Raw genomic sequence first — 18,115 nt, 5'->3', positions numbered from 1 at the left:
ACATACGGTTTTTACTCAGAGCACTACAATCGGGGCATCTATCAAGGAGTGTCCCCATGAAAAACCTCGTTCTTGCCGCCAGCCTGCTGCTGGCCGCCGCCAGCGCGGCCACCGCCTCTGCCGCCGTCACGGTCAGCATCGGCCAGCCCGGCTTTTACGGGCGCATCGATGTGGGCAACTATCCCGCACCGGAATTGATCTACGCCCAGCCCGTCATCGTCGAACGCCCGCAATATTATTCGGCGCGGCCGATCTACCTGCGCGTGCCGCCTGGCCACGCCAGGAACTGGTCCAAGCACTGCCGCCGGTATAATGCCTGTAACCAAGAAGTTTATTTTGTCCAGGATGGTTGGTATAACAACCAGTATGCGCCCCGTTATCGCCAGCAGCACGCGCGTCCGCCCGTGCACAGGCCGCAGCCACAGCATGGCCGTCCGGACCACGGACCGCATCGCGGTCATGACCGGGACCGGGATCGGGACCACCATGACAACCGGCCCGGCAAGGGGCATGGCAATGACAAAGGTCACGGCAACGGCCATGGCAACCGGGACCATGGACACAGGAATTAAGCAATCAATCAGGAGGATCTTTGCACAGTAAAATCGTTATCGTCGGTGGCGGGGCAGGCGGGCTTGAGCTCGCTTGCAAACTCAGCCGCAAGCTCGGCGCCGGCCAGGTGACCCTGGTCGACAGCCGCCTCTACCATATCTGGAAACCTTCGCTGCATGAAGTGGCGGCAGGAACGCTCGATATCCACCAGGAAGGCCTGTCCTACCAGATGCTGGCGCACGATAACGGCTTCAGCTATGTGTACGGCCCCCTGATCGCCCTCGATGCGGCCTCGAACAGCCTGACGGTGGGCGCGATCGCCACCGACAAGGGCGAGCAATTGCTGCCCGAGCGGCAAGTCGGCTACGACCAGCTGGTGCTGGCGGTCGGCAGCACCTCGAATTATTTCGGCGTGCCGGGCGCGCAGGAAAACACGATTTCACTGAACGCCACCGAAGACGCCGAGCGTTTCCGCCTGACCCTGCTGAAGCTGCTGGCCATGGCCGAACAGCGCCGTGGCGACGCGGGCCACCCCGGCGTCGATATCGTGATCATCGGCGGCGGCGCCACCGGCGTCGAGCTGGCGGCCGAACTGCGCGAAGCGAGCGACGTGTATGCGGCCTATGGTTTCCAGAACCTGAACGCCATCAAGGACGTACGCATCACCCTGCTCGAAGGCGCGCCGCGCATCCTGGCGCCGTTGCCCGAGCGCGTCTCGCGCGCCGCCAACAAATTGCTGGTGCAGCATGGCATTACGGTGGCGGCCGATACGCGCGTCACCTCGATCGAGGCCGACAGGGTCAATGTCGCCACCGGCACCAGTTATGCGGCCGATATCGTGGTCTGGGCGGCCGGCATCCGCGCCCCCGAATTCCTCGCCACCCTGGGCTTGCCGACCAATCGGGCCGGCCAGCTCGAAGTGACGGGCATGCTCAATGTGCAGGGCCACGCGAATATCTATGCGCTCGGCGACTGCGCCGCCTGCATGGGTGAAAACGGCAAGCTGGTGCCGCCGCGCGCCCAGGCCGCCCACCAGCAGGCCGATTACCTGCGCAAGACCTTTGTGCTGCAAGCCAAGGGCAAGCCGCCGCAAACCAAGCCGTATGAGTATCTCGATTACGGCTCGCTGGTGTCGTTTGGCCGCACCACCTCGGTCGGCACCCTGATGGGGTCGCTAAAAGGGCTGAGCTGGTTTGTCGAAGGATTTGTGGCGCGCATGATGTATGTCAGCCTGCACCTGATGCACCACAATGCGGTGCTGGGCAGCGTGCGCACGGCCGTGATGGCCATGGGCCGCTTCCTGATCAAGCGCAGCACGCCGCAGGTCAAGCTGCACTGATCCCCCCCCCAAGTCCTGGCCCTCTCGGAGATGACATGAAACGATTGTTGAATATATTGATTGCAGCAGCGTTGTGTGCGGGATCGGGCCTGGCCCAGGCCGCCACCAAGGCTGCGCCGCCGGAAACGGTGGAGAAATTGGCCTGGCTGACCGGCTGCTGGCAGGTCGATGGCGCCGAACCCGGTTCGGGAGAACAATGGAGCACGGCGGCGGGCGGCACCATCCTCGGTGCCAGCCGCACCGTCAAGGGCGGCAAGACCACCGCGTTTGAATTCGTGCAGCTCCGGCTGACCGTGCCGGGCCAGCTGGCCTATATCGTGCAGCCCTCGGGCGCGGCGCCGGTCGAATTCAATCTGCTGCGGCAGGACAAGCCGAATGAATTCATCTTTGCCAACCTGGACAATGATTTTCCCAGCCGCATCATCTACCGCCACGTCAGCTACCGTATCGTGCACGCCAGCATTGTCGGTACCTTGAAAGGGAAGTTGACCACCATTAACTTCCCTATGAGCCGCATCCGCTGCGATGCGCAGGCCGGCGAGCGTTCCAGGTAGATTACAGCGGCGCGCTGCGAGGCAGCACTACCGTCAGGGTGGTGCCGCCTTGCGGATGGGTTGCCAGCGCCAGGGTGCCGCCCAAATAAGCCACGCGTTCGCGCACGGCGCGCAAGCCGTGCTTGTGCATGTCGGCGGGCAGGCTGGCCGGCAGGCCTGCGCCGTTATCCTTGATCGTCATCATCAGCGCCTCGTCATTGTCGTCGACGATGACGTCCACTTCCGTGGCCTGGGCATGGGCGGCGATATTGGCCAGTCCTTCTTCCAGGGTGCGCAGCAGGGCCACGCCCACATTGCGCGGGCACACCAGTTCATCTTCGGGCAGGCTGCAGCGCACGGTGATTTTATGTTGTTCGGCAAATTGCGCCGCCAGTTCGCCCAGTGCCACGTTGACGCCCAGGAACTCCAGCTTGTCATTCCATAGCTTGATCTGCATCTGCCGGTTGGTCTCGATGACATTCAACAGCAATTGCTTCATGGTTGCCGCGCGGTCCAGCAGCACGGCTTCCTGCGGCATCTTTTGTGTCAGCAGCGACAAATGCATGGTCAGCGCCGTCAGCGACGAGCCCAGGCTGTCATGCAGCTGGCGCGACAGGGCGCGGCGCTCGTTGTCCCAGCTGGTATTGATGTGTCCCAGCAATTCGCTGAGATCGGCGGCACGCGCCGCATCGGGGTGGGCCGCTTCATTGCTCTGATCTGTTTGTGCGGACATGGCGCCCCATGAATGATAAAAGGTTACGACCGGAATGACGGGATCATACATGAGGATTTCATTGCGGGGCGCATGGCAGGAAAATTTCTATCTTTTCGATAACTGTAATGGCTTTCCATTAACAGGGTCAAACAAGGGGACTGCGTGGGCCATGCGCTGTGCGTACGCTTGCGCACATACCAGGGCAAGCGCGCCTGCCATAGTGAGGCTGTGCGCAAGCCATGCAGCAGATGCGGCAATTGCCGCCATTGCGGCTCGGGCGCAGGACCGGCCCCCACCAAACGAAAGGACATGCCATGAATATCGATACTATTGTTGATCAAGAATACTGTGCCAAAAGCTTCCGCGACATCGTCAACGCGCCCATCAGCGCCTTGCGCGGCGTCAGCGCCAAGGATGCCAAGGCCCTGACCCAGGCCTTCGGCGTGACCACGGTACGTGAACTGGCCAATCTCAATTTCGTCAAATGGGCCAGCGCGCTGGCCATCCTGGCCGACGAAGAAGGCATGACGGTCGAAGAAAAGGCCAAGGAAGAGCTGCTCGACGACGCCGTCGAAATGACGTTCCCGGCCAGCGACCCGATTTCGGTCGACGCCGGCATCACGCGCATCGAAGTGGCGCCTGAAAAAGTCAATGCCCACAGCGACCACCAGCATGCCGGCAAGCATGAAGAAGCGGCGAGCAAGAAGTCGAAGTAAACCTGGATTGCCGGAATAAAAAAAACCGGGACGCCGCATCACAGCGGCGTCCCGGTTTTTTTATCGGGGGCGCATCTGGCTCAGGCCAGCGAGGTCACGCCGTGCGCATTGGCTTGCGTCACGGCCAGGTCGTGCGGCGCGCAGCAATAGCGGTTCTTGCCGGCTCGCTTGGCTTCGTACAGCGCCGTGTCGGCCGCGCTCAGCAGGGCGTCGACGGTGGTGGCGTCGTCCGGGTAGATGCTGATGCCGATGCTGGTCGACAGGCGCAAGGTCAGGTCGTTGATGAAATACGGCTCGGAAATGACTTCGATCAGCTTGGCGGCCGGCTCGCGCGCGTCGCCCTTGCCGGCCAGGTTGCCCAGCACGATGACGAATTCGTCGCCACCGATGCGCGCCACCGTGTCTTCCTTGCGCGAGGCGTTGACCAGGCGCGCCGCCACCAGCTTCAGGATCTCATCGCCATAGGCGTGGCCATACGTGTCGTTGATGGCCTTGAAGCCGTCAAGGTCGAGATACAGGATGGCCGACTTGCCGCGCACGCGGGCCGAATGCTGCAGGGTGTGCTCGATGCGGTCTTCCAGCAGGCGGCGGTTGGGCAGGCCCGTCAGGGGGTCGTGCAGCGCCAGTTCCTGCTGCTGCTTGCTGTATTGCGCCAGTTCCTTGTACAGCAAACGCACTTCCAGCATGTTATGGATGCGCTTGTGCACTTCCATCAGGTCGAAGGGCTTGCTGATGAAGTCGCGCGCACCCGCTTCCAGGGCGGCGATCTTGAAACTCGGTTGCGCCGTCAGCGCCAGCACCGGCAGGTAGCCGCCGTGTTCGATTTCCTTCAGGCCCTTCATGACCTGGAAACCGTTCAGTTCGGGCATCTGCAGGTCGAGCAAAATCAGGTCGTAGCAATGTTCGAGGTGCAGCGGGCAGACCTGGGCCGGGCGCATGGTGGCCGTGACGTTGCTGTAGCCGGCATCGCGCAGGATTTCGAGCATCAGGTCGACATTGTCCGGTGAATCATCAACGACCAAAATCTTGGCTTTCAAAATTTCATCTTGGCTAGGCATGGGTAATCCCGGTGAATTCTGTAAGGTCATCGCAAGCATCGTTCGCGGCGACTGCGGCCAGCGAAGGAGCGCGACGATAGTAACCGCTTGCATCAAGACAGGGCGCACGGAAGAAGGTGAGTTCGCTTTGTCCTTGCCTGGCAAGGGGGCGTGCCTGTACTTGTCGAGGGCTGCGTGTCGACAGCTGCGCGGGTCTATTTCAGTGTAGCAAACGGGTTTGAAGTTGCTTGTAGGACAGTGCCGCGTCTGAAAGTAGGAAGTCTAAACCAGATTGATGAATTTTTAATCCGAATTATTTATTTCTTTGCATCACTTTTCCTGGCTCAATTTGGCGCCGGTTTCAACCGGTTTCAGCCTTCCTGGCGGTGGCGGCCAGCCGCGCCACCGTTGCCAGCAGTTCGGCCGGATCGAGCGGCTTGACCAGGTAGGCCTGGAAGCCGCTGCCAAGCGCGCGCTGGCGGTCCTCGGGGCGGGCAAATGCCGTCAGGGCCAATGCCGGCAGGTCGCCACCCTGGCCGTTGGCGCGCGCGCGCAGCAAGGCCAGCAAGTCGAAACCATCGACATCGGGCATGCCGATGTCGCTCACCAGCACGTCCGGCGGCGCGCTGTCCAGCAGGCGCAGCGCTTCCTCGGCGCTGGCGGCGCTGGCCACGTCGGCATGGGCGTCACGCAAGATGCGTTCGGCCAGTTCGCGCGCATCGGCCTCGTCGTCGACCACCAGCACCTTGACGCCGGCCAAGTCTGGCTGCCGGGCCGGCTCCTCGCTGTGCTGGCGCGGGGCCGGCGCCCGGCTGTCGGCGGGCAGGCGCACGGTAAACGTGGCGCCCTGCAAGTCGCCGGGACTGCTGGCGGCGACCGTGCCGCCATGCTGCTCGACCAGGTGCTTGACGATGGCCAGGCCCAGGCCCAGGCCGCCGTGCTTGCGCGTGGTCGAGGCATCGGCCTGGCGGAAGCGGTCGAACACATGGGGCAGGAAGTCGGCGCGGATGCCGACGCCATTGTCGGCGATCGTCAGCAGCAGGCGCGTGCCCTCGCGCGCCACGTTGACGTCGACCGTGCCGCCCTGGGGGGTAAATTTGAGCGCATTCGACAGCAGGTTCCAGATCACCTGCTGCATGCGGCTGGGGTCGCCCGTCATGGTGCCGGCGTCGTCCGCGATCCGGGTGTGCACGGTGATGTGCTTGGCGTCAAAAGCCGGGCGCAGGGTTTCAATCGCCGAGGCGATCACGGTGGCCGGCACGATGGTCTGCATCTCGAGCATCACCTTGTCGGAGGTGATGCGGCTCATGTCGAGCAAGTCTTCGATCAGCTGGGCCTGGGCGCGCGCATTGCGCTCGATGCTGTTCAGTCCGCGGTGCAGATCGGCCTGGTCGCGCGTGCCGCGCCGCAATACCTGTGCCCAGCCCAGGATGGCCGACAGCGGCGTGCGCAATTCGTGCGACAGGGTGGTCAGGAATTCGTCCTTCAACTGGTTGGTGCGTTCTGCCTCGGCGCGTGCCTCGCGTTCGCTGTCGAGCAGCACCTTGCGCTCTTCGGCGGCGCGCCGCGCTTCCACATACAGCCGCGTATTGTCGAGCGCGACGGCGGCCTGGGCGGCGATGGCCGCCACGATGCGTTCACTGCGCAGGCTGAACATGCCCGGCTGCGGATGACCCAGCAGCAGCCGGCCCAGCAACTGGCCCGAGCGTGAGCGCACGGGCAGGCTCAGGCAGCTGCGCAGCACGGGCGCGCCGTCGTGGCCTTCTTCCGTGCCGTCGTCCGGCGCCGTTTGCAAATCGTTGTGGCGCATCGCCGGCCCCATGCGCAGATCAAAGGCGATGGCGGCCGCCTGCTGTGCGGAGACGCCGTTGACGGCTTGCGCCACGGTCAACAAGGGTTCATTCCCCGCAGCATCGGCCTCATGCTCGGCATCGTAATAAAAGGCGCCGAAGCGCGCGCCGCTGATGCGGGTGGCGGCGTCGACCGTCTCTTGCAGCAGGGAGGGCAGGTCGAGCGTGCCGGCCAGGGTGGTGCCGGTGTTGTTGAGCAATTCGAGTACCCGCGTTTCATCGCGCAGCGCTTCTTCCACATGCTTGACTTCATCGACATCGGTACTGGTGCCGAACCAGCGCAGCAGCTGTTCGCCGCGGCGCACCGGATTGGCGCGCGTGAGAAACCAGCGGTACCGGCCGTCGCTGCCACGGATCGGGAACTCCATTTCAAACGGCGTACCTCTGTGCAAGGCCGCTTTCCAGCCCTCCAGCATCTGCGGCAGGAAATGCGGGTCGTAGGCCGTATCCCAGCCGTCGCCGGCCATCTCGTCGGGCGTGGTGCCGGTATAGTCATGCCAGCGCTGGTTGTACCAGGCCATGGTGCCGTCGAAGTTGGCGATCCAGGCCAGTTGCGGAATCGAGTCGGCCAGCGCGCGCAAGTCTTCTTCGCTCTGGCGCAAGCTGTCTTCGGCCGCCTTGCGCTGGCTGATATCGTGGATATGGGTGGTCAGGCCATCGGCGCCGGCAAAGATGCGCACTTCCAGCCAGCGCCCCAGCGGCGTATGGAGCAGTTCGAAACTGCAGCTTTGCTGCAGCGCCATGGCGCGCCGGTATTGCGTTTCCAGTTCCGTGCCCAGCATGTCGGGGCAGGCCTGCCACAGGTTGCTGCCGGCCAGGGTGGCGCCCCGGGCGTGCTGCGGCGCCAGCATTTCGGCGCCACGCGCATTGATATAGCGGATGTTCCAGTTGGCATCGAGCACGCTGAAGCCATCGGTGATGCCTTCGAGTACCGTGGCGATGCCGGCATCCGACAGGCTCAGCGGTACCGTGGGAGGAGGCGGCTTCTGCTGGAGGTCATGCTTAACCATCGGAAATCCTGTGTGCCTGGTCGCCACGCTCGACCCCGCACCTTGTGGGGCAGGCGAGGCGGGCTACCGTCGCTGAGTTCATGGAATGGATCATGATGGAATAGCTGTCATGTGGTGTTACAGGGCCAACTTCGATCTATCTCGCCCTCATTGTATCCCCAAGCGCGCAGACGCCTGCACACGCTTGCCCTTGTCATATCTTTAATCCTGTGGACATCCCGTCAACCCGCCGCCGGGCGCGATTTGCCAGGCTTGTACAGATAGCACTGGACAGGCCGGGATGCAGTCCCTATAATCCCGCTTCTTTCGAGACAGCAACTTCTCGAAGCGCTGGAAGCCTTCCGTGAAAGCGGAAAACGACAGCGCGAATGGCGTCAGCTTTTCAAGTGCGAAAAGAGCAGGGCATTGCAGTGCGGTATTTTGCAAAACCCGGCTAAGCGATTGAAAAATCGAACTTTTCAAAGCGAAACGAATACGCTATAATGTTTGCCTGCGCGGCTGTAGCTCAGCTGGATAGAGTACTTGGCTACGAACCAAGGGGTCGTGGGTTCAATTCCTGCCAGCCGCACCAGAATTCAAGAAATCAGATGTCATCTGGTTTTGTAGTAAAAAGTTTCAAGCTTCATGTTGTAGGTGAAGTGCAATCAGTTTTGCGGCTGTAGCTCAGCTGGATAGAGTACTTGGCTACGAACCAAGGGGTCGTGGGTTCAATTCCTGCCAGCCGCACCAGTATTATCCCCGTATCGGCGTCCGTCTGGTACAGGAAACAAGTTGTGACTTCATGCAGCATGGTGAAGAGTAAGTTTTGCGGCTGTAGCTCAGCTGGATAGAGTACTTGGCTACGAACCAAGGGGTCGTGGGTTCAATTCCTGCCAGCCGCACCAGTATTACCCGCAGCCTGGATTTTTCAGGTTTCGGTTGAAGGTTGTGACTTCATGCAGTATGGTGAAGAGTAAGTTTTGCGGCTGTAGCTCAGCTGGATAGAGTACTTGGCTACGAACCAAGGGGTCGTGGGTTCAATTCCTGCCAGCCGCACCAGAATATCGGGGGTCAGATTGTAAAATCTGATCCCCTTTTTCTATTCCGGCGCCGTTTTCATGGTTTCCCCATCCTTCACCGGTATTGCTGGCGAAACGCGCGCGGCGTCATCTGCTTGTCGGCCCGGAATTGCCGGTTGAAATGGGCCAGGTTGCGGTAGCCCGCTTCCTGCGCGATGGCGGCGATGCCGTGCTGCGTCTGGATCAGCTGCTGGCAGGCGCGGCCGATGCGTAGCCGCGCCAGATACGCGCTGGGCGTGCACAGCGCGTGGCGCTTGAAAAAGCGGTGAAACGCGCCCAGCGACAAGGCGGCGCGCCGCGCCAGGTCCTCGACGGCGATGTCTTCCCGAAAATGTTGATGCATATGGTCCAGCACGGCCGCAATGCGCTTTTGCTGGCCATCGGCCGCGATCAGTTGCAGCGCGCCGGAGGCCAGCGGCCGCGCCTGCAGGTCGCCGGCCAGTTCCAGCAGCACGTTCAGCAGCAGCGGCAAGCGCTGCGCTTGCGGCATCGCTTGCAGTTGCAGCAGCTTGGCGGCGCTGCGTGCAGCCACCTCGGTTGTGAATTGCAGCGCCGGCCCGGCCCGCAAGGCGAGTTGCCGCAGGCTGTGCAGTTCCGGCAGCACGCCGGCCAGCTGCGTTATCCATTCCAGTGAAAACCATACCACCACCGCCAGCATCGGCCGGCTTGCATCGATGCGCTCGCTGGCCGACCAGGTATGCGGCAAATTCGGCCCCACCAGCACCAGGTCGCCCGGTTCGAAATCGCCTAGGTGGTCGCCGATATAGCGCTGGCCGCGCGCGTTCACCGTCAGGGTCAGCTCGAACTGCGGATGGTAGTGCCAGATGAACGGGATCGCCTCCAGCTCGCGCCACAGCAAGCCCCACGACTGGCCAGCAGGAATCGTCACTTGTTCGTATAAGGGTGTCATCGGAACGTTTTATCGGCTGGTATGGTCAGGATAGTATCAGTATTGGCTGTTGCCGGCGTATTTGCCAGCGCTGTATATCGCACAATCTGTTCCATAACATCACAACAGGAGACAGCGATGCAAGACCGTTACCAATATGGCGATGAGCGCCCGGGCAACCCTTCGGTGGCCTATATCGAGCAGGCGCAGTTGCGCGACATTCAAAAGCAGCTGCCGCTGCGGGTACTGTCCGAGCAGGACTTTTTACACTGGCAAACCTGGGGCTATGTGATCGTCAAGGATGCCGTCAGCCCGGAGCAGGTCAAACGCACCACGGATTTCCTGTGGGAATTCCAGGGCCTGGACCAGCATGACCCCGCCACCTGGAACCAGGATCAGCTGCGCGACCACGCGATGAAGGAACTCAATGGTTCCGGCATGGTCGAGGCGTATCACAACCAGACCATGTGGGACAACCGCCAGACCCGGCGCGTGTACGACGCCTTTGTCGATATCTGGGACCGCGAGGACCTGTGGGTGACCATCGACCGCGCCAACCTGAACACCCCCAACAATGGCAAGCGCAAGTTCGGCGGCTTTATCCACTGGGATGCCGACACCACGCTGGACCCCTTGCCCGTCAACGTGCAGGGCGTGCTGGCGCTGTCCGATACCTCGCCGGAAAGCGGCGGTTTTCAATGCTATCCGGAGCTGTTCAACAACTTGCTGGCCTGGCGCGAGCAGGCGCCGAAAGACCGCAACCCGTGGCAGCCGGACCTGGACACCGTGCCGTATCCGATGGAATTCATCGCCATGAAGAAGGGCGAGTTGCTGATCTTTAACAGCCTGCTGGCGCACGGCATTCGCCCGAATACGTCAAGCGACCAGGTCCGCCTGGCGCAATACATCTCGTTTACGCCGGCCCAGGAAGACAATCAGTCCTTGCGCGACTGGCGCGTGCAAAGCTGGCGCGAACGCAGCGCGCCGCAGGGCTATGCCTTTCCCGGCGACCCCCTGGAACAGGAAAAGCTGCGCTATCCGCAAGCTGACTTGAGCGAATTGGGCGAAAAAATCCTCGGCGCGCGCAACTGGTAATCACTAATTGATCGTTCTTGGACGGAGCTTGCCTGACAGATAGACAATCATCGTCAAATGCAGGATCATGCTCCGACCTGCCATCGAACGAGGAAACGCATGACCATGATCACCTGCATCGAAGACTTGCGCGTGCTGGCGCAAAAAAGAGTGCCGCGCATGTTCTACGATTACGCCGATTCGGGCTCGTGGACCGAGTCGACCTACCGTGCCAATCAAAGCGATTTTGCCAGGATCAAGTTTCGCCAGCGCGTTGCCGTCAACCTGGAAAACCGCAGCCTGGCCTCGACCATGGTCGGCCAGCAGGTCAGCATGCCGGTGGCCCTGTCGCCCACCGGCCTGACGGGCATGCAGCACGCCGATGGCGAGATCCTGGCGGCGCAGGCGGCCGAGCAGTTCGGCGTGCCGTTTACCCTGTCGACCATGAGCATCTGCTCGATCGAGGACGTGGCGGCGAACACGACGAAACCGTTCTGGTTCCAGCTGTATGTAATGAAGGACCGCGAATTCATCAACCGCCTGATCGACCGCGCCAAGGCCGCCAAGTGCAGCGCGCTGGTCTTGACGCTCGACCTGCAGGTGCTGGGCCAGCGCCACAAGGACTTGCGCAACGGCCTGTCGGCGCCGCCGAAACTCACCATTCCCAACATCATCAACATGGCCACCAAGCCGCGCTGGGTGGCCGGCATGCTGGCTACCAAACGCCGCGGCTTCGGCAATATCGTCGGCCACGCCACCTCGGTGTCCGACATGTCGTCGCTGTCGGCGTGGACCCAGCAGCAGTTCGACCTCAGCCTGTCGTGGACGGATGTGGAGTGGATCAGGCAGCGCTGGGGCGGCAAGCTGATCATCAAGGGCATCATGGACGCGGAAGACGCGCGCCTGGCCGTCAATAGCGGTGCCGATGCGCTGATCGTCTCCAACCATGGGGGCCGCCAGCTGGACGGCGCGCAATCGTCGATCGAAGCCTTGCCGGCCATCGTCGACGCGGTCGGTGCGGAAATCGAGGTGCATATGGACGGCGGCATCCGCTCGGGCCAGGATGTGCTCAAGGCCGTGGCGCTGGGCGCGAAGGGCGTGTATATCGGCCGGCCCTTCCTGTACGGACTGGGCGCCATGGGCCGCCCGGGTGTGACAAAATGCCTCGATATCCTGCGCAACGAGCTGGACCTGACAATGGCCTTCTGCGGCCTGCGCGACCTGCAGCACGTCGACAAGAAGATTTTGTTGCCGGGCACTTTTTGAGATCGGAGTACCCATGTCACAAGCCGCATTTGCCGAACACGCCGCTTTCCTGATCAGCTTGGCTGATCCGCACAAGGCCTGCAGCACCTTCTATGATGAAGACGACCAGACCTTGCATGAGTGGGAAAACGGCGTGCTGACGATCTGGACGAATTTCACGGACTACACCACCTACAAACTGACCCCGGTGGCGAACAGTGCGCCGCTGCAATTCGATGTGCTTGTCGAGAACGAGGATGGCGTCGACGAGTTTGATGCCGACGCACAGGATGACCTGGCAGACCGGCTGGCGCGGGTGGTCGGGCAGATACGCCTGTTCCAGAACCGGCGTGTGCTGTCAGACGACGAAGTAAAGCTGCTGGACGCGCTGTTGTTGCCAGCGGGCCAATGGGAGTGGAAAGAGTGGGCCGAGATCGGCACCGGCGAATTGCAGCACGCCATGGCAACCCATCAGCTCGATATAGAACTCGCCACGCCGACCGCGCGGCAACAGCACCGCGTCAATGCCAGCGACGATTTCAGCGACGGCGTGCTGGACTGGTTTCGCACGCAGCTGCAGCCGCAAGGCTGGACCCTGGTGGTCGTGTCGCCATTTGACGAACTGCAAGCCTTTTTCCTGGTCAGGCTAGAGCAGCTTGAACAGGCGCAGGCCCTGATGGGGCTGCAGGGACGCCGGTTGTTATAGCCGGAATGCCGATTATTTGAACATAAGGGGATTGTCGTCGAATGGCCGCATGCCCATGCTGGCGCGGCGCGCGTCGAGTCCATCAGGATCGGCAATCGGCCGGATGTGGTTTTTGCCATCGCTTTTTTGTCCCAAACGGGCTGCCGTACAGCTGCGGTTTGTCATCATGAAGCAAGTCACGGTCGATCGACAATGTCAGTTTGGCTGGCGTTATTTCCAACTGTTTGGCTGCTTTCTGTATCAGCACCAGCCAGTTCAACGGCGTCCGCGTGTAGGGCGAACCCAGTCAGCGCGGCAAGACCAGGCAAACGCAATATATGTAGGGCGGGGTGTTCAGCATGGCGCATGGGCCACCTCGATAAAATTCCAGTGTCCCCGAAACGTCTCGGCATCGAGCGCGCGTTCATGTGGGTTGCCCGGTTTAAATAGATCGGTCAGGGCCAGGTCCTGGATCGCGCTGCTGAATCCGCCCAGCATGGCCTTGCCCCATGGCCGCCTGGCGTGGGCGAACACGGGTGCCTGTTGCTTTGCGGCCAGTTGCGCCAGCGCCGCGCGCACGGTGGCGGCCGCTTCCGGCCCCATCTCGGTGGCAACCGCGCACACCAGTCGCTGGCCGAACAGCAGCGGCTTGCCGGCGCTGTTCAGATAGTCTTCATTGAACAGGCTGATGAACAGGTCGGGCGCCAGGTCGTCTTTTTCGCAGGTGGTCCAGGCGGGCGCCCACGCTTCCAGGCTCATGAAACGCGCATCCCTGGTTGCCGGCGTGTGCGTCCATTTGGCATGGCCCTTGGCGTCCCAGCCCATGCGGCCAAACGGAATCAGCTTGCCGGCCGGATTGTACTGATGGCTGCGCACGGCGCCCTTGCCACGCGCTTGCGCCACGATGCTGTTGACCTTGTCGGCAAACGGCGTCCATTGTTCCTGCTGCCACAAGCCGGGCGAAGCGGGCGCGGCCAGCAGCAGGAATACCTCATACTCACGTGAAAAAAACGCCATGCAACCATCCTGTCGGTCAGTAAAATAACTTGCCACACAATTATAGTTGCATGGAATAATAAGTTTCGTCCTGTACACCACAGCTGAACCGGAGCCATCACATGCCAGACACCAGCTACGCCGAGCACGCCGCTTTTTTGATCGCCCTGGCCGATCCCGGGCAAGCCTGCACCACCTTTTATGATGAAGACGACCAGACCGTCCACGAGTGGGAAGACGGTGTGCTGTCGATTTCGACCGATTTCACCGACTACACCACCTACAAGCTGACGCCGGTGGCGGCCAGCGTGCCGCTGCGCTTTGACGTGGTGGTGGAAAACGAGGATGGCGTGGCCGACTTCGACGACGAGGCCCAGGCCGACCTGGCCGAGCGCCTGGCGCGGCTGGTGGGGCAGATACGCCAGTTCCAGGACAAGCGCGCGCTGTCCGATGAGGAGCAGGTAACCCTGCAGGCGATGCTGCTGCCGGCCGGCGAATGGGAGTGGAAAGAGTGGCCCGGGATCGGCACGCAGGCGGTGCAGGATGCCAGCGCGGTACATGAGCTGGGCCTGTCGGTCGCCGCGCCCGGCAGCCAGCAGCAGCGCGATGTGGTTGGTGGCGACGACTTCAGCAGCAGCGTGCTGGCCTGGTTCCGCCAGCAATTGCAGCCGCAGGGCTGGACCCTGGTGGCGGTCACGCCATTTGACGAGCTGCAGAGTTTTTTCCTGGTCAGCAATGACAATGTCGAGACGGTGCGCGCGCTGCTGTACCAGCAGGGGCAGCGCATGCTGTAGTGGCTGCCTGGCCCGTTCACCCAGGTTTTTTTCCATCAAGGAGTCATCATGAAAGCTGGCCTCATGCTGTGCCTGCTGGCGTTTGCCGGCGCGGCCACCGCCCAGTCCGACGACCATTATCGTGACGACCGGCGTGACGAGCGGCGCGATGAAGCACGGGACGATATCCAGCTGGTCTGCTATGGTGGCGCGGAAAAGCCCAGCGCCGAATACCGCTCGGGCTATGAATGGGATGCGCGCCAGCACAAATACGTGCCGAAACAAGGCATGGAACTGGGCAAATCCGATTTCCAGGCCACCTTGACCGTATCGATCCACGGCGGCCGTGGCGACATCCAGTTGCCCGGGAGTTTGATTCCACCGCTGCATGGCGACAACGACAGTGGCTGGTGGCCAATCGACGAGCTGAGCGTCGGCCACGATGAAATACGCGGCAAGTTCCGCCTGAACGGCCTGAACCAGCCGCGCCTGTCGATCAACCGCATGAACGGCGCCATCACCATCGACGGCCTGATCAAGTTCAGCGGCCGCTGCGACGCCGATCAAGGCCACAGGCGTTTCTGATGGCGTATTCCGCTGCCACCAGATTGCTGGCCTGCGTCGCCGGCTGCCTGATTGCCGGTACCGCGCTGGCGCAGGGCGCGAAGGTGTCGTCGCCGGTGGAACTGGCGCGGCGGGCGCAAGCGCTCAAACCGGGCCAGTGGGTATGGGCGCCGGCCATCGCGCCGGCCGGCCCGGTGCTGGTATATGTCGACCTGTCGCGCCAGTTGGCGACCATCTACCGCAATGGCGTGCGCATCGGCGTGTCGACGGTGTCGAGCGGCAAGCCCGGACATGAAACGCCGACCGGCGTCTTTACCATCCTGGAAAAAAATGCCGTGCACCACTCGAATGCGTACAACAACGCGCCCATGCCTTACCAGCAGCGTTTGACGTGGGACGGCGTGGCGCTGCATGCGGGCGGCTTGCCCGGCTATCCGGAAAGCCATGGCTGCGTGCATTTGCCATACGCGTTTGCGCGCGAACTGTTCGGTACGACGCGGCAGGGCACCACGGTGGTGGTCAGCGACAGCGCCGCGCACCAGGTGGCTGGCGCTGGCGGCGAGGTGCTGGCGCCGAACGTCATCGATGGCGCGCGGGATGACGAATTCTGGGCGCCGCAGCGTGCTCCATCCGGTCCCGTGACGATTGTCATGTCGCGCAGCGACCAGGCCGTGGTGGTGCTGAGAAACGGCATCCAGATCGGCCGTTCGCGCGCCGTATTGCCCGGCGACGTCGATGGTACCCATGTACTGACGCTGGGCAAGGATGCCCTTGGGGCGCCGCAATGGCTGTATGTCGGCGTGGCCGGCCATGCGGATGAAGCAGGCCGGCCGCTCGATGCGGCGGTGCGCCAGCAGGTGCGGATTCCGGCGCCGTTCTATGCCAGCGTGGCGCCTATTTTGCTGCCCGGCACCACCTTGCTGGTAACTGCCGCGCCGCTGTCGCAAGGCGCGACCGGCACGCCGCTGACGGTGCTGAGCGGTGATGGGCCTTGAGACAGCCGGTACCCGCAGCGCAGTGGCGGGCCGCTGGCGCTATTCGGCGTCCGCAGGGCGCAGCCTGATATCAATCCGCTGGCAAGGAATCTCGATATTGGCGGCCTGCAGCGCCGCCAGCGTGCGGCTCAGCAGTTCGCCACTGACAGCCATCCAGGTGCCGATGTCGGTGGTCCACGCCTTGACCACGAAATTGAGCGCGCTGTCGCCATAGCCGGTCAGCAGGACCAGCGGCGCCGGCTCTGGCGCGACGCCAGGCGTTTCGCTGGCCGCCCGCGCCAGCACGTCCAGCACGCGGGCCGGGTCCGAACCGTAGGCGACGCCGACCGTGATCTCGAAGCGCCGCTGGCGGTCGAACATGGTCCAGTTGGTCAGGTTGCTGGCCAGCAGCACGCCATTCGGCAGCACCGTATCGGCGCCGTCGAAGGTGCGGATGGTGGTGGCGCGCAGGCCGATCTCGCGCACCGTGCCCGAGGTTCCCGCGGCGTCGACGATGTCGCCGGGCTGGACCGGACGCTCGAACATCAGCACCAGGCCCGAGACGAAATTGTTGACCACGTTTTGCAGGCCGAAACCGATGCCCACGCCCAGGGCGCCGAACACCAGCGCCAGCTGGCTGACCTTGAAACCGGCGGCCGACAGGGCGATCAGGAGGCCGGCCAGCAGCACGGCGTAGTAGCTGAGCGAGGCGATGCTGCTGCCAACCCCGCGCGGCAGCCGGCTGTGGCCCGGCAGTTCTTCGCGCAGCACGCGGCGCACCACGCGCGCGGCCCAGAACGCCAGCCAGCTGGACAACACGAACACCAGGATATCGCCAAGGTGCACGTCGACTTCGCCGATCTCGATGCCGAAGCCGAGTATGGTCGCGCCGGTATTTTGCAGCGGACGCAGCAAGCGGAAACGGTGCATGCTGTACAGCAGCCAGGCCAGCGTCGCGCCAGCCACCAGCAACCGGCCACAGGCAGCTTCAAGCAGCGGACCGTGGCGCTGCACGAATCCATGGCGCGCCATTTCAGGCTGGTTCAGCACGGCATGCAGCAGGCCCTGGCACACGGCCAGGCTGGAATACAGCAGCAGCGCCATATAGCCGCTGTCGATCACGCCGCTGGTCAGGGTCTCGGCCATGGAAGTGTTGCCGGCGATATTGCAGGCGGCGGCCACCACCAGCACTAGGGTCTGTCTGACTGATTTCAGAGGAGCCATAGGATCATTGTTGCGATAGTCACACCTGCCAAATAGTTGTGTCCGCGTTTGTCGTAGCGAGTTGCGACGGCGCGGAAATCTTTCAAACGGTTGATTGCGCGCTCAACGACATTGCGGCCTTTGTAAGCTTGTGCGTCAAAGCGCGGCGGTGCGCCACCTCGACGTCCCTTGCGTAAGCGGTTCTGTCGCGCATCTTGACGTTCAGGGCAAATGCATCGAATGCCTCTGGCCTGGATCTGTTGCCGATAATGTCGAGCACCATAAGCGCGGTCGACGCGCACGCTCGATGGTCTTTTTCGGGGGCGACCACGGCCCGGACGAGGCACATTAATCGCATCGAGTACCTGGCCGACGTGGGCGGCATCGCTACACTGGCCGGCAGTGACAAGAACGGATAGCGGCAAACCGTGTCCATCGACGCATAAATGGATTTTGCTGGTGATGCCCCCGCGTGAACGCCCCAGCCACTCGTCAGTTACGGCCCCCTTTTTTCGGCTGCTGGCAGCGTCTTTCGTGCCCCGACAGCACTGCGCTGGGCCTTGATGTATGTGGCGTCGAGCGCAGCGCCATCCCAGTCCACCAGGCCGGCCTCGTCGGCTGCAGCCTGCATGACCCGGAGAAGTCGCTGCCAAGTACCGCTCCTCGACCAACGAACAAATCGGTCATAACAGGTCTGCCAAGGACCGTAGCGCGGCGGAATGTCGCGCCAAGGAGCGCCTGTTCGCAAGCGCCATAGGATGCCATTGATCACGTGCCGATGCTCGACATACACGTGACCGTGATGGGGGTTGGAGGGCAGATGGGGCTCAAGTTTGCACCACTGCTTTTCGGTAAGGTCAGTTCGGCTCATCGCTCTATGACCATCCAACCTCAATTAAGTT

General features: G+C 62.5%; 18 protein-coding genes and 4 tRNA genes. 14 read left to right on the top strand and 8 right to left on the bottom strand.

Features of this window, described 5'->3' with window-relative positions:
* Positions 1-56: 56 nt before the first annotated feature.
* From Q8L25_RS24495 to Q8L25_RS24485, 3 genes are read left to right on the top strand one after another with little or no spacing between them, the layout of a single operon-like run.
* Positions 57-572 (top strand): hypothetical protein, encoded by a 516-nt coding sequence (locus Q8L25_RS24495; RefSeq protein WP_308921883.1) that lies wholly within the window; start codon positions 57-59, stop codon positions 570-572.
* A 20-nt stretch (positions 573-592) separates the two neighbouring features.
* A complete protein-coding gene (locus Q8L25_RS24490) occupies positions 593-1,891 on the top strand; it encodes an NAD(P)/FAD-dependent oxidoreductase (RefSeq protein ID WP_308921882.1) in 1,299 nt (432 codons plus the stop codon).
* 35 nt (positions 1,892-1,926) lie between these two features.
* Positions 1,927-2,445 (top strand): DUF6265 family protein, encoded by a 519-nt coding sequence (locus Q8L25_RS24485; RefSeq protein ID WP_308921881.1) that lies wholly within the window; start codon positions 1,927-1,929, stop codon positions 2,443-2,445.
* 1 nt (position 2,446) lies between these two features.
* Here Q8L25_RS24485 and Q8L25_RS24480 read toward each other — a convergent pair whose 3' ends face one another.
* Positions 2,447-3,157: an ATP-binding protein gene (locus Q8L25_RS24480; protein ID WP_308921880.1), complete on the bottom strand. Its 711-nt coding sequence runs from the start codon at positions 3,155-3,157 to the stop codon at positions 2,447-2,449.
* Between the two features lie 296 nt (positions 3,158-3,453).
* Here Q8L25_RS24480 and Q8L25_RS24475 point away from each other — a divergent pair, with 296 nt between their 5' ends.
* Positions 3,454-3,855, top strand: coding sequence for a hypothetical protein (locus Q8L25_RS24475; RefSeq protein ID WP_308921879.1), 402 nt, complete (start codon positions 3,454-3,456; stop codon positions 3,853-3,855).
* 80 nt (positions 3,856-3,935) lie between these two features.
* Here the strand turns inward: Q8L25_RS24475 and Q8L25_RS24470 are convergent, their stop codons facing one another.
* Together Q8L25_RS24470 and Q8L25_RS24465 are read right to left on the bottom strand one after the other, a co-directional pair.
* Positions 3,936-4,913 carry a diguanylate cyclase domain-containing protein gene (locus Q8L25_RS24470; protein WP_308921878.1) on the bottom strand — a complete coding sequence of 326 codons (978 nt, stop codon included), beginning with the start codon at positions 4,911-4,913 and terminating at the stop codon, positions 3,936-3,938.
* A 340-nt stretch (positions 4,914-5,253) separates the two neighbouring features.
* The gene (locus Q8L25_RS24465; protein ID WP_308921877.1) at positions 5,254-7,752 is read right to left on the bottom strand and encodes an ATP-binding protein; all 2,499 of its coding nucleotides are present in this window, start codon (positions 7,750-7,752) and stop codon (positions 5,254-5,256) included.
* Between the two features lie 494 nt (positions 7,753-8,246).
* Between Q8L25_RS24465 and Q8L25_RS24460 the strand changes: the two genes are divergently transcribed.
* From Q8L25_RS24460 to Q8L25_RS24445, 4 genes are all read left to right on the top strand, one after another.
* Positions 8,247-8,323 (top strand) — tRNA-Arg (locus Q8L25_RS24460).
* Positions 8,324-8,404: 81 nt separating this feature from the next.
* Positions 8,405-8,481: transfer RNA gene (locus tag Q8L25_RS24455), tRNA-Arg, on the top strand.
* A 78-nt stretch (positions 8,482-8,559) separates the two neighbouring features.
* Positions 8,560-8,636: transfer RNA gene (locus Q8L25_RS24450), tRNA-Arg, on the top strand.
* Between the two features lie 77 nt (positions 8,637-8,713).
* Positions 8,714-8,790 (top strand) — tRNA-Arg (locus tag Q8L25_RS24445).
* 75 nt (positions 8,791-8,865) lie between these two features.
* On the opposite strand, the gene Q8L25_RS24440 is transcribed toward Q8L25_RS24445, so the two are convergent.
* Complete coding sequence (locus tag Q8L25_RS24440) at positions 8,866-9,720, bottom strand: AraC family transcriptional regulator (RefSeq protein ID WP_308921876.1); 855 nt, start codon at positions 9,718-9,720, stop codon at positions 8,866-8,868.
* A gap of 117 nt (positions 9,721-9,837) precedes the next feature.
* Here Q8L25_RS24440 and Q8L25_RS24435 point away from each other — a divergent pair, with 117 nt between their 5' ends.
* The 3 genes from Q8L25_RS24435 to Q8L25_RS24425 all read left to right on the top strand — a co-directional run bounded on the left by Q8L25_RS24435 (position 9,838) and on the right by Q8L25_RS24425 (position 12,724).
* On the top strand, positions 9,838-10,794 hold the full coding sequence (locus tag Q8L25_RS24435) for a phytanoyl-CoA dioxygenase family protein (protein WP_308921875.1): 957 nt from the start codon (positions 9,838-9,840) through the stop codon (positions 10,792-10,794).
* 99 nt (positions 10,795-10,893) lie between these two features.
* Positions 10,894-12,039, top strand: a complete 1,146-nt coding sequence (locus Q8L25_RS24430; RefSeq protein WP_308921874.1) for an alpha-hydroxy acid oxidase — start codon at positions 10,894-10,896, stop codon at positions 12,037-12,039.
* Positions 12,040-12,052: 13 nt separating this feature from the next.
* The gene (locus Q8L25_RS24425) at positions 12,053-12,724 is read left to right on the top strand and encodes a hypothetical protein (RefSeq protein ID WP_308921873.1); all 672 of its coding nucleotides are present in this window, start codon (positions 12,053-12,055) and stop codon (positions 12,722-12,724) included.
* A 12-nt stretch (positions 12,725-12,736) separates the two neighbouring features.
* Here Q8L25_RS24425 and Q8L25_RS24420 read toward each other — a convergent pair whose 3' ends face one another.
* Entirely contained in the window at positions 12,737-12,892 is a 156-nt protein-coding gene (locus Q8L25_RS24420) for a hypothetical protein (protein ID WP_308921872.1), read from the bottom strand.
* Positions 12,893-13,057: 165 nt separating this feature from the next.
* Positions 13,058-13,720: a hypothetical protein gene (locus Q8L25_RS24415; RefSeq protein ID WP_308921871.1), complete on the bottom strand. Its 663-nt coding sequence runs from the start codon at positions 13,718-13,720 to the stop codon at positions 13,058-13,060.
* Between the two features lie 101 nt (positions 13,721-13,821).
* On the opposite strand from Q8L25_RS24415, the gene Q8L25_RS24410 reads away from it, so the two are divergent.
* Genes Q8L25_RS24410 through Q8L25_RS24400 form a run of 3 tightly spaced genes read left to right on the top strand, consistent with a single transcriptional unit; the run spans position 13,822 to position 16,031 of the window.
* On the top strand, positions 13,822-14,493 hold the full coding sequence (locus tag Q8L25_RS24410) for a hypothetical protein (protein ID WP_308921870.1): 672 nt from the start codon (positions 13,822-13,824) through the stop codon (positions 14,491-14,493).
* 48 nt (positions 14,494-14,541) lie between these two features.
* Positions 14,542-15,057: a hypothetical protein gene (locus Q8L25_RS24405; protein ID WP_308921869.1), complete on the top strand. Its 516-nt coding sequence runs from the start codon at positions 14,542-14,544 to the stop codon at positions 15,055-15,057.
* A complete protein-coding gene (locus Q8L25_RS24400) occupies positions 15,057-16,031 on the top strand; it encodes a L,D-transpeptidase family protein (RefSeq protein ID WP_308921868.1) in 975 nt (324 codons plus the stop codon). Before Q8L25_RS24405 ends, Q8L25_RS24400 begins: the two co-directional genes overlap by 1 nt.
* A gap of 39 nt (positions 16,032-16,070) precedes the next feature.
* Here Q8L25_RS24400 and Q8L25_RS24395 read toward each other — a convergent pair whose 3' ends face one another.
* On the bottom strand, positions 16,071-17,234 hold the full coding sequence (locus tag Q8L25_RS24395) for a mechanosensitive ion channel domain-containing protein (RefSeq protein WP_308921867.1): 1,164 nt from the start codon (positions 17,232-17,234) through the stop codon (positions 16,071-16,073).
* Positions 17,222-18,084 (bottom strand): IS5 family transposase gene (locus Q8L25_RS24390; RefSeq protein ID WP_308920715.1). Its coding sequence is split into 2 segments (ribosomal slippage): positions 17,222-17,742 and positions 17,742-18,084, totalling 864 coding nucleotides; the frame shifts between segments, so codons are not numbered across the junction. Before Q8L25_RS24390 ends, Q8L25_RS24395 begins: the two co-directional genes overlap by 13 nt.
* Positions 18,085-18,115 lie beyond the last annotated feature (31 nt).

Origin of the sequence: Janthinobacterium sp. J1-1, assembly GCF_030944405.1 — a bacterium.
Lineage (GTDB): Bacteria > Pseudomonadota > Gammaproteobacteria > Burkholderiales > Burkholderiaceae_D > Janthinobacterium.
The sequence above is the reverse complement of the archived record's forward strand: the minus strand, read 5'-3'. Positions and strand labels throughout refer to the sequence as shown.

Coding starts and splice junctions, on each gene's coding strand:
- Q8L25_RS24495 (WP_308921883.1), top strand. CDS start 57: ATGAAAAACCTCGTTCTTGCCGCCAGCCTGCTGCTGGCCGCCGCCAGC.
- Q8L25_RS24485 (WP_308921881.1), top strand. CDS start 1,927: ATGAAACGATTGTTGAATATATTGATTGCAGCAGCGTTGTGTGCGGGA.
- Q8L25_RS24480 (WP_308921880.1), bottom strand. CDS start 3,157: ATGTCCGCACAAACAGATCAGAGCAATGAAGCGGCCCACCCCGATGCG.
- Q8L25_RS24475 (WP_308921879.1), top strand. CDS start 3,454: ATGAATATCGATACTATTGTTGATCAAGAATACTGTGCCAAAAGCTTC.
- Q8L25_RS24470 (WP_308921878.1), bottom strand. CDS start 4,913: ATGCCTAGCCAAGATGAAATTTTGAAAGCCAAGATTTTGGTCGTTGAT.
- Q8L25_RS24465 (WP_308921877.1), bottom strand. CDS start 7,752: ATGGTTAAGCATGACCTCCAGCAGAAGCCGCCTCCTCCCACGGTACCG.
- Q8L25_RS24440 (WP_308921876.1), bottom strand. CDS start 9,720: ATGACACCCTTATACGAACAAGTGACGATTCCTGCTGGCCAGTCGTGG.
- Q8L25_RS24435 (WP_308921875.1), top strand. CDS start 9,838: ATGCAAGACCGTTACCAATATGGCGATGAGCGCCCGGGCAACCCTTCG.
- Q8L25_RS24430 (WP_308921874.1), top strand. CDS start 10,894: ATGACCATGATCACCTGCATCGAAGACTTGCGCGTGCTGGCGCAAAAA.
- Q8L25_RS24425 (WP_308921873.1), top strand. CDS start 12,053: ATGTCACAAGCCGCATTTGCCGAACACGCCGCTTTCCTGATCAGCTTG.
- Q8L25_RS24420 (WP_308921872.1), bottom strand. CDS start 12,892: ATGATGACAAACCGCAGCTGTACGGCAGCCCGTTTGGGACAAAAAAGC.
- Q8L25_RS24415 (WP_308921871.1), bottom strand. CDS start 13,720: ATGGCGTTTTTTTCACGTGAGTATGAGGTATTCCTGCTGCTGGCCGCG.
- Q8L25_RS24410 (WP_308921870.1), top strand. CDS start 13,822: ATGCCAGACACCAGCTACGCCGAGCACGCCGCTTTTTTGATCGCCCTG.
- Q8L25_RS24405 (WP_308921869.1), top strand. CDS start 14,542: ATGAAAGCTGGCCTCATGCTGTGCCTGCTGGCGTTTGCCGGCGCGGCC.
- Q8L25_RS24400 (WP_308921868.1), top strand. CDS start 15,057: ATGGCGTATTCCGCTGCCACCAGATTGCTGGCCTGCGTCGCCGGCTGC.
- Q8L25_RS24395 (WP_308921867.1), bottom strand. CDS start 17,234: ATGGCTCCTCTGAAATCAGTCAGACAGACCCTAGTGCTGGTGGTGGCC.